The organism is Cognatundibacterium griseum (assembly GCF_014284195.1).
Classification (GTDB): domain Bacteria; phylum Pseudomonadota; class Gammaproteobacteria; order Burkholderiales; family Burkholderiaceae_D; genus Undibacterium; species Undibacterium griseum.
Window position 1 is genome coordinate 592,646 of the sequence record NZ_JACOGC010000002.1, and the last position, 13,128, is coordinate 605,773.

The following is a 13,128-nucleotide window of genomic DNA, read 5'->3' on the forward strand; positions in this document are numbered from 1 at the left end:
AATTATTAAACAGGAGAACAGGTATGACGAAGCGCGTTGCGTATGTAACAGGTGGTATGGGTGGAATCGGAACGCCAATTTGCCGGCGTTTGTGTCAGGAAGGCTATACCGTGATTGCCGGTTGTGGCCCTAATTCTTCCCGTAAAGATAAGTGGCTGGCCGATATGCGCGCTGAAGGTCTGGATATTCATGCATCAGAGGGAAATGTTTCTGACTGGGAATCGACCAAAAATGCTTTTGATAAAGTGAAGGCTGAATTCGGTCACATTGATGTGCTGGTCAACAATGCCGGTATTACGCGCGATGGACAGTTCCGCAAAATGAGCAAGGCAGACTGGGATGCTGTGATTGATACCAATCTGAACTCTTTGTTCAATGTCACGAAACAGGTGATTGAAGGCATGGTTGATCGTGGTTGGGGACGGATTATCAATATCTCGTCTGTGAACGGTCAGAAAGGCCAGTTTGGCCAGACCAATTATTCGACTGCCAAGGCCGGTATCCATGGTTTTTCTATGGCGCTGGCTCAGGAGGTGGCAACCAAGGGCGTGACCGTCAATACCGTTTCACCAGGATATGTCGGCACCGATATGGTCAAGGCGATCCGTCCTGATGTGCTGGAGAAGATCGTCGCCGGTATCCCGGTTAAGCGCCTGGCAGAGCCTGAAGAAATCGCCTCTATCGTCGCTTGGATTGCATCGGACGAAGGTGGTTATGCCACTGGTTCTGACTTTTCGATCAATGGTGGTTTGCATATGGGGTAATCCCCGGTTCCCGGTATTTTCAGGGAAATTGTTGTAAGCCAAGTTTTTCGATTTGCCGATTGCTGTTTTTTTACTGCGGTGCGGTAGAATATGCCCGTCAACTCGGTGAGTTTGATGGGCATATCACATATAGCATCGTCAAGAATGCAGATAAAGGGGACAAGCAAAGCGGATCAGAATGCCGGTTTGCTTGATAAGCCAGGACTCAGCCTGCCGTGCCTGATGGCGTGTCCGGGGAGCAGAAGTTATCAATTGAGATTTCAATGAATAGCGCAAAAAAAACAACACAGCATCTGATTAAAAAATATCCGAACCGTCGTTTGTATGATACCCAGACCAGCAGCTATATCACCCTGGTCGACGTGAAGCAATTTGTTCTGGAGAATGACGATTTTGCGGTTGTCGATGCCAAGACGGGCGAGGATCTGACACGCAGTATCCTGCTGCAGATTATTCTGGAAGAAGAGGCCGGTGGCACGCCGATGTTTTCCAGTGCTGTTCTGTCGCAGATCATTCGTTACTACGGACATGCCATGCAGGGCATGATGGGTTCGTATCTGGAAAAAAATGTCCAGGCATTCATCGAAATTCAGAACAAACTGGCAGAAAATTCCAAAGGAATTTATGAAGGCAAGCCGTTCAGCCCTGAAATGTGGACGCAGTTCATGAATGTACAGGGACCGATGATGCAAGGTATGATGGGAAACTACATTGAACAGAGTAAGAATCTGTTTGTTCAGATGCAGGAACAGATGCAGAGTCAGGCTAAAAATATTTTCAACGTCTTTCCATTTAATCCTGAAGACGTGAATAAAAAATAAAAAATATCGGCAACCGGCTTTAAATCCCTGATTTTTCAGGAAAATAATCCTCTGATCCAGTAGTGATTACCTCAAAGAGGTACAATAACGGCTTCGTTTTTGTACCTCTTTTTGTTTTTGCTATGTCTATTACTGAAATCCGTCGTCAGGAATCTCCGTCCAATCCTAAAGTGGGGTTCGTCAGTCTCGGCTGCCCCAAAGCATTGGTGGACTCCGAACAAATTCTTACCCAGTTGCGTGCCGAGGGCTACGATACCGCCAAATCTTATGATGGCGCCGATCTGGTGATTGTGAATACCTGTGGTTTTATCGATGCGGCGGTACAGGAGTCCTTGGATGCTATTGGCGAAGCACTCGCTGAAAATGGCAAGGTAATTGTGACCGGTTGCCTGGGTGCCAAAAAAGACGCTGATGGTAATGACATGATTCAGAGCATTCACCCCAAAGTGCTGGAAGTAACTGGCCCGCATGCACTGGGGGAGGTGATGGATGCAGTGCACAAGCATTTGCCGAAACCGCATGAGCCCTTCATTGATCTGGTGCCGGCGCAAGGGGTTAAGCTGACGCCAAAACATTACGCCTACCTGAAGATTTCAGAAGGTTGTAATCATCGTTGCAGTTTCTGCATTATTCCTTCTATGCGCGGCGACCTGGTTTCCCGCCCGATTGCTGATGTGATGCTGGAGGCGGAAAATCTGTTCAAGGCCGGTGTGAAAGAATTGCTGGTGATTTCTCAGGATACCAGCGCCTATGGTGTGGATGTCAAATTCCGTACCGGCTTCTGGAATGGCAAGCCTGTTAAAACCCATATGACGCAACTGGTCGAGGCGCTCGGCGATCTGGCAAAACAATACGACGCCTGGGTTCGGCTGCATTATGTTTATCCATATCCGCATGTCGATCAGATTATTCCATTCATGAACAATGGCCATGTCCTGCCTTATCTGGATGTGCCCTTGCAACACGCGCATCCTGATGTCTTGAAGCGCATGAAGCGTCCGGCAAATGGTGAAAAAAATATTGAACGTATTCAGGCCTGGCGTGAGATGTGTCCTGAAATCACGATACGCTCGACGTTTATTGCAGGGTTTCCCGGCGAGACAGAGGAGGAATTCCAGTATCTGCTGGATTTTCTGAAAGAGGCTCAGATTGATCGTCTCGGCTGTTTTGCTTATTCTCCGGTGGAAGGTGCTACAGCGAATGAAATCGACAATCAGTTGCCGGATGAAGTGCGCGAAGATCGCCGCCGCCGCGTGATGGAGTTGCAGGAAGATATTTCCAAACAACGCCTGCAGGCAAAGGTAGGAAAGACATTGCGTGTATTGATTGACGCGCTCGACCGCAGCGGCGGAGTTGGCCGGACATCGGCTGATGCTCCTGAAATCGACGGCGTGGTATACGTCAAACCACCTTTTGAGCCACATCGCAAACTGAAGGTTGGCGAATTTATTGATGTCCGGATTACGGCTGCCGATGCCCATGACTTATGGGGTGAAGCAGTCTGATGCGATTACCTGTGTTTCGTTCGGTCATGCGATGCATGACCGCTCTGCTATTGCTGTTGCTCGCTGCTGTGGCCTCAGCGCAGCAACCGGAAAATGTTCCCGGTAATCCGGTATTTTCTCACCCTCTGAAATTGCGCGGTTATCTGGGCGACGTCCCTGTCCTGATGTATTTGCGACCAAAAACAGAAGATGTGGACAGTGTTGAAGGTCATTATCGCGTGCAGCCTCATAAGGCGCAGCATTTGTCCGGTAAGCCAGTTTTGCTGGCGGGAGAGGTGAGCGGCAATCGTCTGAGTATGGAAGAGTCTGATGACGGTAAAGAGGTATCGGGCCAATGGGATGGTGAGCTGCAGGATGGCGTTATCCGCGGGGTCTGGCTTTCTGCAGATGAACGTGTGCAGCGCCATTTTGAATTGCATCTGATTTCTGTGTCTGGGCTGCAGCCGGCGAAAAAATAACCTGAACTTTTACTGCTGAGGGCTGCGAGCTATTTTTCAGGCACATACCAGAGGCTGCTATCGCTCAATGGTGTTTCCGGAGGCAGATTCGGATTGCTCAGGCGGATAATGCGGCGGGATTTCAGATTCAGTTTTTCGATCGCTTGCTGATGGTATTTTTTGAAAATGGTATCGAAGCTGCCGTCTTTTTTCATTATTCGTAAACCTGCCTCGATTCGGTCTTTGATTGCCCGGTCTTCTTTATTGAAGAAGAAATAGTAGGGAAACGGGTAATAAATCAGCAGGTTTTTCTCGATGACCAGCTCTGGATTATCAGCCTGATGCTGCTGATATTCAGCCAGAATTTCCCCGACTCCACGCGGAAACAGGTCAAAACGGTCTGCTGCCAGCATTTTAAACAATTGCGTATATTGTCCTTGCACCACAGAAATGCCATGTGCTTCATAAATGGCATTGTCGCTCCAGCCTGAGCCCTGGCCGAAGCGCAGTTTCTTTAAATCTTCGGCAGTATTGATCTGATCTATTCGGCTTTGCTGCTTCTGCTGAATGAATGCCACCCGGTATCCCAGAATACCTTTGCGCAGCGGGATGCGGATTGCGCTGAAACGCTGCTCCATCTCTTTTGACGTAGGATGCCAGGCGACGTTGATGCTATGTTCAGGCAGGGCCAGTTCGCGTAACAGCCGTTTTCCCGGCATCATCAATGTGCTCGGCATGCAAGTATAATCTCCCCATTGAGGACGTGTTTTTTCCAGCGCGGTATGCAGAATTTCGATCACGTCCCGGTAGCGTGTATCGTTCGCGACTTCGCCCCGGGAATAAACGATCCGGGTTATTTCAGCCGACGCATTTGTTATGCCGGATAAAAAGGTGGCAAGGAGTCCGGCGCAGATGCAATGAATGATAAAACTCATGGGTCGATAAAGTGGTGTGCCGGGGTATCAGTCTGAGACTTGGAAGAACAGACTTTATTTTCAGTTGCTGATGTGCGTAATCATTCTGATTTTTGCATAAGCAGCAGAGTTACTTTCTATAAGGTATCAAAATTCAGATGGCCTGGGGCATTTGCTTGTTATCTGATGTTCAGCGAATTTCACCTTTGTGTTTGGATGCCAGAGGATGTTAGCGCGTGCGTTTGACCTGTTCGTGACATCGGGGCAAGCCGGAGCAGAGTGAAAATATAAATTAAATATATACTCCCCCATTATTTTTCATGAAATGACTGAATGTCCTAATGAATATTGGGTGGAAAATATATACTGGGGGGAGTATGTTGGCGTTCTGTTTGTGTAATCATTTTTAATGTAATTGCAGCGAGGGATCAGGATGAACGGTGAATCAAAGAAACTACCAGGCTTAACTACTGGCCTGTTGCATCATCCATACACGGCACCGGCAGGTTTTTCGGCATTTCCTGAGGCAATTCACCATGCTTCTACGGTTTTGTTCGACAGTGTGGCTGCCATGCGCGCCAGAAACTGGCAGGACAAATCGGCATATACCTATGGTCTGCATGGCACGCCAACCAGTTTTACGCTGGAAGCGCGGCTGGCAGCGATTGAGGGTGGACAACATTGTCTGCTGGCGCCGAGCGGCCTGGCCGCAATCATGTTGGTGGATATGGCACTGCTGAGCAGTGGTGACGATGTGCTGATTCCCGATAATGTCTATGGTCCGAACCGGGAACTGGCCCTCTGGCTCAGTCAGAATTTCGGCGTCAGCGTCCGTTTTTATCCCCCGCTCATTGGCGCGGACATTGCCGGACTCATTCAGGAAAACACCAGGCTGATCTGGACAGAGGCGCCGGGTTCGGTATCAATGGAGGTGCCGGATATTCCTGCTATCTGTGCTGCTGCGCATGCGCGTGGAGTGCTGGTGGCTCTGGATAATACCTGGTCAGGCGGGATCGCGTTTCAGGCATTTCAGCATGGGGTGGATATCAGCATGCAGGCATTGACCAAGTACCAGAGCGGTGGGTCAGATGTGTTGATGGGGGCGTTGATTACCCGTGACAAAGATTTGAATCAGCGATTGCAAATGGCGCATATGCGCTTGGGAATGGGCGTCGGCATGGATGATGTCTATCTGATTTTACGTAATTTGCCGACACTGAAACTCCGCTTCGAAGCGCATGACAGAAGTGCCACAGAGATTGCCCGCTGGCTGAGTGCGCGTCCGGAAATTCATAAAGTGCTGCATCCTGCATTGCCTGATTGTCCGGGGCACGATATCTGGAAACGTGACTTCACAGGCGCAGGCGGTTTATTTTCGGTGTTATTTAATCCTGCACTGAGCGAAGCGCAGACGGATTGCTTTGTCGAGAGCCTGCATTTGTTTAAGATTGGATTCAGCTGGGGTGGGGCGCATAGCCTGTGCGTTCCTTACCGTATCCGGCAGATGCGTTCTCAGTGGGAAGAGCAGGGTAACCTGGTTCGTTTCAATATAGGACTGGAAGAAACTGAAGACTTGATTGCAGACATTGAGCAGGCGCTGGACAGGATGAAAAAAACCGGCTGACAGGAAGCGCGCCAGCCGGCTGAATTGCGTGATCGAGGGGAGGGTAAAACTTACTTGCTGCCTGCTGCTGCATCACTGGCTGGTGCCGGCGCTGCCGTGTCTGCTGTTGTGCTCGCAGGTGCGGAGGAATGCACTTCAGTCTGATTGTGGCCACCGGTTTCACCTTGCATATCGACTTTATCGCCTGCTTTGAAAATAAAAAACAGTGCCGCAGCAGCGAATACGATAAAGCCCACCAGAATTTTCCACATCATTGTCTCCTGAATAAATGAAAGATTGACGACAGCCGGGAAGGAAAACAACTCTGGCGCTGTCGTGATGAGTTCAGCTTATGCTGCCTCGCTTACACCTTCCTTGCATTTTTTCAGGACGAAGAAATGTGCTGCCAAAAAACATCGGATTTACAAAAAAAAACGATCTCCGCAGAGATCGTTTTTGACTGACTTCCCATTCCCGTTTCAGGGAATGGGGGGTAATCAGGCTGCCAGCAATTGACGCAGAACGAATGGCAGGATGCCGCCGTGCTTGTAGTAATCCACTTCGATTGGGGTATCGATGCGCAACAGCACTTTGACCTCCTTCGTTTCACCGTTGGCACGGTGGATCACCAGAGTCACTTCCTGTTGTGGCTTGATATCGTTTTCGATACCTTTCAGGTCGAAAGACTCGTTGCCTGTAATGCCCAGGGAGTCGACACTATCACCAGCCAGGAATTGCAGTGGCAATACGCCCATACCTACCAGGTTAGAGCGGTGGATACGCTCAAAAGAACGTGCAATAACCGCTTTGACGCCCAGCAGTTGCGTACCTTTTGCTGCCCAGTCACGGGATGATCCTGTGCCGTACTCTTCACCACCAAAAATCATGGTTGGTGTGCCGTCTGCGACATATTTCATTGCTGCGTCGTAGATGGACATCTGTTCGCCGGTTGGCTGGAACAGTGTTTCGCCGCCTTCAACGCGGGAGCCATCTTCACGTGCAGGGATCATGAGGTTTTTGATGCGCACGTTAGCAAATGTACCGCGCATCATGATCTCGTGGTTACCACGACGGGAACCGTAAGAGTTGAAGTCCGCTTTCAGAACGCCGTTTTCTTTCAGCCATTTACCCGCAGGACTGGATTCTTTGATCGAACCAGCTGGAGAGATGTGATCTGTCGTGATGGAGTCGCCGAATACGCCGAGTGCACGCGCGCCAGTAATGCCGGTCGCTGCAGCTTTTGGCTCCATGGTAAAGTCAGCAAAGAATGGTGGCTCAGCAATGTAGGTGGAAGTTGGCCAGTTGTAGACTTCGCCTTCTGCCACGCCTTTGATGTTTTCCCACAGTTTGCCTGGCGCACCTTTGACATCGGCATAATTCTCTTTGAACGTTTTGGAGTTCATCGCGAATTTCATCAGCTTGTTGATTTCTTCGCTGCTTGGCCAGATGTCGCCCAGATAAATATCTTTGCCCTTAACTGTGCCAACAGGCTCAGTCATCAGATCCTTGGTGACATTGCCAGCGATTGCGTAAGCAACGACCAGCGGTGGGGACGCCAGGAAATTGGAACGGATGTTCGGGTGAATCCGCGCCTCAAAGTTACGGTTACCGGACAAGACTGCCGCTGCAACAATGTCGTTCGCAACAATCGCTTCGTTCATTGCCGGTGTCAGATCACCAGCGTTGCCGATACAGGTTGTGCAGCCATAAGCTGTGACGCCGAAGCCCAGTTTTTCCAGGTATGGCAACAGACCAGCCGCTTCCAGATACTTGGTGACCACGCGGGAGCCAGGCGCCAGCGATGTTTTGATATGGGTAGGTACTTTCAGACCAGCTTCAACTGCTTTTTTCGCCAGCAATCCAGCGGCCAGCAAAACGCTAGGGTTGGATGTGTTGGTGCAGGATGTAATGGCAGCGATCAGAACATCACCGTTTTTGACTTTGACGCCGTCTGCATTGGTGTACTCTTTATTCAGATCGTCAGCGTTTTTGTTGAAACCATTTTCAGCCACCGGCTTGGAGAACAGGTCGGCGAAAGTAGATTTAACATTACCGATTTCAATACGGTCCTGTGGGCGTTTAGGGCCGGCCAGCGATGGGGCAACCGTAGACAGATCCAGGCTCAGTTCAGTGGTGTAGTCGATGTCGCCTTTTTTCGGAATGCCGAACATTTTCTGGGCTTTGAAGTAGCCTTCGAATGCGTCGATTTCTGCCTTGGTGCGGCCTGTACCTTTGAAGTAGTCAATGGTTGCTTCGTCAACCGGGAAGAAGCCCATGGTTGCGCCGTATTCCGGCGCCATGTTCGCGATGGTTGCACGGTCTGTCAGGGACAGAGAGCGTGTGCCTTCGCCGAAGAATTCAACGAATTTGCCGACTACTTTTGCCTTGCGCAGCATTTCAGTGATGGTCAGTACCAGATCGGTTGCAGTCACGCCTTCACGCAATGCGCCAGTCAGGTTGACGCCGACTACGTCAGGTGTCAGGAAATATACTGGCTGGCCCAGCATACCGGCTTCCGCCTCGATACCGCCAACGCCCCAACCGACTACGCCGATGCCGTTGATCATGGTGGTGTGAGAGTCGGTGCCAACCAGTGTGTCAGGGTAGTAGACTTCGTTTTTCTTTGCGTCTTTGATCTTGTGTACGCCGCGTGCCAGGTATTCCAGATTGACCTGGTGAACGATACCGAAGCCCGGAGGAACCACGCCGAAGGTGTCGAATGCCTGCATACCCCATTTCATGAACTGATAACGTTCATTGTTACGGGAGAACTCCAGTTTCATGTTCAGATCCAGCGCTTTCTTTTCGCGGAAGTGATCGATCTGTACAGAGTGGTCAACGACCAGATCAACTGGAACCAGTGGCTCAATATTTTTTGGGTTTTTACCCTGTTTTGCCGCGACGTTACGCATTGCTGCCAAATCTGCCAGCAAAGGAACGCCAGTAAAATCCTGCAATACAACACGGGAAACGACGAAAGGAATCTCGTCAACGCGGGAGGCCGTTGCACCCCAGTTCGCTAATTGCTTAACGTGTTCTTCGGTAACTTTTTTACCGTCACAGTTGCGCAGAACAGATTCCAGAACCACGCGGATAGAAACTGGCAAGCGGGAGATTTTCACGCCCAGATTCTTTTCCAGTGCTGGCAAAGAGAAGAACTTGCCTTTCTTCGTGTCTGAAATCTTAAAATCTTTCAGGGTTTTGAATGCATCTTGGTACGCATTTTGGCTCATGGCTGTTCCTTATTTACAAAAATCAACGATCAAAAACATGCTTGCTGCTTTTCCCTTTTTCAACATTTGCAATACGCTGAAATGATGGGAATAAATCTTCACGATGCGGCGAAACTCTTCGGTGAACGATCATTTACTTGCACCGCACCTTGTTATTTGGCTTGTGTGGCTGCCTCTGCTGCATTGACTTCCGCCAATACAGGTTCGGCTGTCTTGCATTCATTGGCGAGTTGCTGACCTTTATGGGAATCCAGCAACAATCCTTTTGCCGGAATGCCGATCCAGACGAAGCCTGCTTTAGGATTCTCAAAACGGCTGGCGCCAGTCGTGGTTTCCACGCGGGTCAAACGATACAGGCGCTTTTTCCAGCGCATGGCCATGTGCTGAGGATCATCCTGATTGGTGTACATGGTGATCGAATTTCCAAGTTCGCACTGATAGTCGAAATTTTTGGAAAGGTGGATATCCGGTTCTGCTTCGTCCTCATCTTTGACTACAGTAGCGGCATGCCGTGATTGTTTGGCTTTCACTTTGCCTTGCAGTGCTTCAGCCTGTGCCGCAAAGGGGGCGCAAAGTGCGGCGCCGGCAACCAAGAGGCCGGCAATGCGGATGATGAATGTTTTCATGTGTGGTCTCCTTCCAGGATTTCCTGCGCCAGCGGCGGCAAGGTGATTGCGCTCATTTTGGCGCGTTTTAAAATTGTCCAGTAATAACGATAACTCGCCCGATCGTGTAAATGGCCGTTAAATTGTATGGGACCCCATTGATTGTCCTGCGCCGATTTCAGAATCTGGGCTGCGGTCATGATCTCATCCTGACCCGGTGCCATCACAGCGATGATATCCGTAATCTGATTGGGATGGATACTCCACATACGCGTATAACCCAACTCATCCCTGGCGCGTTGGGCATCTTGCCTTGCGACGTTGCGATCAGCGATTTCTGTGGTGACATTATGCGAGGGAACTTTACCGTAGCGATGGCAGGCAGCAGCAATCTTCGCTTTTGCCCGTACGATCAGCGGGTGTTGAAATTGTCCCGGTGAGCGCATTGCCTGTGCCGGAATTGCGCCAAAGTGTGCGGAAACAAAATCCATGATGCCAAAGGACAGACATTCCACTTGCGGAATAGCTGCGATCGCCATAACGTCTGCCAGTGCTTCATGACTCTCTATAAGGACGTGAACCGGAAGGTTTTTCCGTCCACCCATTTCAGCATAAAAATTAATTCGTTGAAGTGCTTTGCGGATTTGATCTGCCGTATCAATTTTAGGTAAAACAAGATACGCCAGGCGTTCGGCCGCTGCAGGGAGTATCAGTGATAAGTCTTGTTCAAAGGCGGGATGCCGCAGATCGTGGACCCGTACGCCTATGCGCCGGTGGCGGTTATGCTCGCTGTTGATCAGTTCTGCTACTAATCTGGCATGTTGCGCTTCGTTGCCGCTGGCCGCGCCGTCTTCGCAATCAAACGTGATATCAAACAGTGGACCCAGTTGTTCCTGCAACTGCATTGACTTGCGCATCAATTTTTCTGAGCCTGCATAATGGTCGCATACCGGCAGCAGTACCGGTTGGATGTGATCCTGAAATAAGGCTTGGGAAGGATGCATCAGTCTGGAATGATGGAAAATAGAAAGAACAGAATCCGTGCAGACGGATTCTGTTCTGAATGGCAGATCAGCCTACCAGATGCTTAACGCCATCACGCTCTTCTTGCAGTTCTTTGAGAGTGATGTTGATGCGCTCACGGGAAAATTCGTCAATTTCCAGACCTTGGACGATTTTGTATTCGCCGTTTTCGGTAGTCACGGGGAAGCCGAACATCGTGCCTTCAGGGATGCCGTAAGAGCCATCGGAAGGAATGCCCATCGTAGTCCATTTGCCGTTCGTGCCGAGTACCCAGTCGCGGACGTGGTCGATTGCTGCGTTCGCGGCAGATGCTGCGGAAGACAGGCCGCGTGCTTCGATAATTGCCGCACCGCGCTTGCCGACTGTTGGCAGGAAGACGTCTTTGTTCCAGACCTGATCGTTGATCAGATCTTTAACGGATGCGCCATCAGCAGTTGCAAAACGGTAGTCGGCGTACATTGTTGGCGAGTGGTTGCCCCATACGCAGAGTTTTTCAATCGCAGCAACTGGCTTACCGATTTTTGCAGCAACTTGAGACAATGCGCGGTTGTGATCCAGGCGCAGCATGGCAGTGAAGTTTTTCGCAGGCAGATTCGGTGCGGATTTCATCGCGATGTAAGCATTGGTGTTAGCTGGATTGCCAACTACCAGAACTTTGACGTTGCGGGATGCAACTGCGTCGAGTGCTTTGCCCTGAACGGTGAAAATCTGCGCATTGGCTTCCAGCAGATCTTTACGTTCCATGCCTGGGCCGCGTGGACGTGCGCCAACCAGCAGGGCAACGTCGATATCTTTGAATGCAGTCATCGGGTCGCTGTGTGCAGTCATGCCAGCCAGCAGCGGGAATGCGCAATCATCAATTTCCATCATGACGCCTTTGAGCGCTTTTTGTGCTTTTTCGTCAGGGATTTCCAGCAATTGCAGAACAACTGGCTGATCTTTGCCAAGCATGTCGCCGTTAGCGATACGGAACAGAAGGGAATAGCCGATTTGGCCGGCAGCGCCAGTTACTGCAACGCGCATAGGGGATTTCGCCATGGTGCATCTCCGAAGTGGTATGAAAAACAGTGTTGTCGCTATGAATGGCGGCAACGGATAAACGCTTATGATACTGCCGAAAGTACATGCAGTCAGCCAAATTTGCATGAATCTATGCGTTCGGGCTTTACATTGCAGAGGTTCGGACTATATTGCTCGATGGGTGTAAAAATCAGTCTTGTTTTACAACCGGTTTTGTTCGTACGGGAGTTTAGGTGTTGTCCTGTCGCGTGTCAATGACTATCTTATGTCTTATATAAGACATATCAGTTAGCAGTTTGTTGTGGACGACGCGGGTGTTTTTGTGGTGAAATTGCAGCCTATGACTTCTATCACGCCAAATGCCAATCTTTACCCTGCAAGCGCCATGAGTTCCGGCTCCGGTGTTGCGGCTTCCGTTGCTGGCGCTTCCCCGACATTCAGTCCTTTGTATCAGCAGATTAAATCACTGATCACCCAGAGTCTTCAATCGGGCGAGTGGAAGCCGGGTGAGCTGATCCCTAGCGAGATGGAGTTGGCCAGCCGGTTTAAGGTCAGTCAGGGAACGGTGCGTAAAGCCATCGATGAGTTGTCGGCGGAAAATCTTGTGGTTCGCCGCCAGGGTAAGGGAACCTTTGTTGCGACGCATCACGAGGCGAGGGCGCAATTCCGTTTTTTGCGGCTGGCGCCGGATGAGGGTGTGCCGCACTATCCGGAAAACAGGATTATCGAGGTGCGTCGTTTGCGTGCGCCGGCGGAGGTGGCGCGTCTGCTGGAGATTAAGTCGGGTGATTCGGTCGTTTTTATTCGCCGCGTGCAGTCATTTTCCGGCGTACCGACCATTTTGGATGATCTCTGGCTGCCTGGTTCGATTTTTAAAGGGTTGACGGCGGAAAGGCTGAATGAATACAAGGGGCCAATGTATGGCCTGTTTGAGACTGAATTCGGAACGCACATGATTCGTGCCTCTGAGCAGATTCGGGCCATCTGCGCGGATGAAACGGTTGCTCAGTTGTTGCAGATCGAAAAGGGGACTCCTCTGCTGAATGTGGAGCGGGTTTCTTTCACTTATGGCGATAAGCCGGTTGAATTGCGTCGCGGCTTGTATCTGACGTCGCAGCATCATTATCGAAATGAATTGAGTTGAGTCAAGGACTTGTAATCCCTTTGAGAGGGACTGCGGAATTGCCTGGTAATGCTCTGCGT

At 50.4% G+C, this 13,128-nt stretch carries 12 protein-coding genes; 6 read left to right on the top strand and 6 right to left on the bottom strand.

Annotated features, from left to right (window positions below; genetic code table 11):
- Positions 1-23: 23 nt before the first annotated feature.
- The 4 genes from H8K27_RS07115 to H8K27_RS07130 all read left to right on the top strand — a co-directional run bounded on the left by H8K27_RS07115 (position 24) and on the right by H8K27_RS07130 (position 3,548).
- Positions 24-764, top strand: a complete 741-nt coding sequence (locus H8K27_RS07115) for a 3-ketoacyl-ACP reductase (protein WP_176802005.1) — start codon at positions 24-26, stop codon at positions 762-764.
- Between the two features lie 263 nt (positions 765-1,027).
- The gene (gene phaR / locus H8K27_RS07120; protein ID WP_186862459.1) at positions 1,028-1,585 is read left to right on the top strand and encodes a polyhydroxyalkanoate synthesis repressor PhaR; all 558 of its coding nucleotides are present in this window, start codon (positions 1,028-1,030) and stop codon (positions 1,583-1,585) included.
- A 122-nt stretch (positions 1,586-1,707) separates the two neighbouring features.
- The gene (rimO, locus tag H8K27_RS07125; protein ID WP_186862460.1) at positions 1,708-3,090 is read left to right on the top strand and encodes a 30S ribosomal protein S12 methylthiotransferase RimO; all 1,383 of its coding nucleotides are present in this window, start codon (positions 1,708-1,710) and stop codon (positions 3,088-3,090) included.
- 35 nt (positions 3,091-3,125) lie between these two features.
- Positions 3,126-3,548, top strand: coding sequence for a hypothetical protein (locus H8K27_RS07130; RefSeq protein ID WP_186862461.1), 423 nt, complete (start codon positions 3,126-3,128; stop codon positions 3,546-3,548).
- A gap of 29 nt (positions 3,549-3,577) precedes the next feature.
- Here H8K27_RS07130 and H8K27_RS07135 read toward each other — a convergent pair whose 3' ends face one another.
- Entirely contained in the window at positions 3,578-4,462 is an 885-nt protein-coding gene (locus tag H8K27_RS07135; RefSeq protein WP_186862462.1) for a type 2 periplasmic-binding domain-containing protein, read from the bottom strand.
- Between the two features lie 412 nt (positions 4,463-4,874).
- Between H8K27_RS07135 and H8K27_RS07140 the strand changes: the two genes are divergently transcribed.
- Positions 4,875-6,065 (top strand): cystathionine beta-lyase, encoded by a 1,191-nt coding sequence (locus H8K27_RS07140; RefSeq protein ID WP_186862463.1) that lies wholly within the window; start codon positions 4,875-4,877, stop codon positions 6,063-6,065.
- A 50-nt stretch (positions 6,066-6,115) separates the two neighbouring features.
- On the opposite strand, the gene H8K27_RS07145 is transcribed toward H8K27_RS07140, so the two are convergent.
- The 5 genes from H8K27_RS07145 to H8K27_RS07165 form a co-directional block, all read right to left on the bottom strand.
- A complete protein-coding gene (locus tag H8K27_RS07145) occupies positions 6,116-6,319 on the bottom strand; it encodes a hypothetical protein (RefSeq protein ID WP_408058418.1) in 204 nt (67 codons plus the stop codon).
- Positions 6,320-6,541: 222 nt separating this feature from the next.
- The gene (gene acnA / locus H8K27_RS07150; RefSeq protein WP_186862464.1) at positions 6,542-9,277 is read right to left on the bottom strand and encodes an aconitate hydratase AcnA; all 2,736 of its coding nucleotides are present in this window, start codon (positions 9,275-9,277) and stop codon (positions 6,542-6,544) included.
- Positions 9,278-9,429: 152 nt separating this feature from the next.
- Complete coding sequence (locus H8K27_RS07155) at positions 9,430-9,903, bottom strand: hypothetical protein (RefSeq protein ID WP_186862465.1); 474 nt, start codon at positions 9,901-9,903, stop codon at positions 9,430-9,432.
- On the bottom strand, positions 9,900-10,886 hold the full coding sequence (locus tag H8K27_RS07160; protein ID WP_186862466.1) for an HpcH/HpaI aldolase/citrate lyase family protein: 987 nt from the start codon (positions 10,884-10,886) through the stop codon (positions 9,900-9,902). Before H8K27_RS07160 ends, H8K27_RS07155 begins: the two co-directional genes overlap by 4 nt.
- A 67-nt stretch (positions 10,887-10,953) precedes the next feature.
- Positions 10,954-11,943 carry a malate dehydrogenase gene (locus H8K27_RS07165; RefSeq protein WP_186862467.1) on the bottom strand — a complete coding sequence of 330 codons (990 nt, stop codon included), beginning with the start codon at positions 11,941-11,943 and terminating at the stop codon, positions 10,954-10,956.
- 322 nt (positions 11,944-12,265) lie between these two features.
- On the opposite strand from H8K27_RS07165, the gene H8K27_RS07170 reads away from it, so the two are divergent.
- Positions 12,266-13,069, top strand: coding sequence for a GntR family transcriptional regulator (locus tag H8K27_RS07170; protein WP_186862468.1), 804 nt, complete (start codon positions 12,266-12,268; stop codon positions 13,067-13,069).
- Positions 13,070-13,128: the final 59 nt, after the last annotated feature.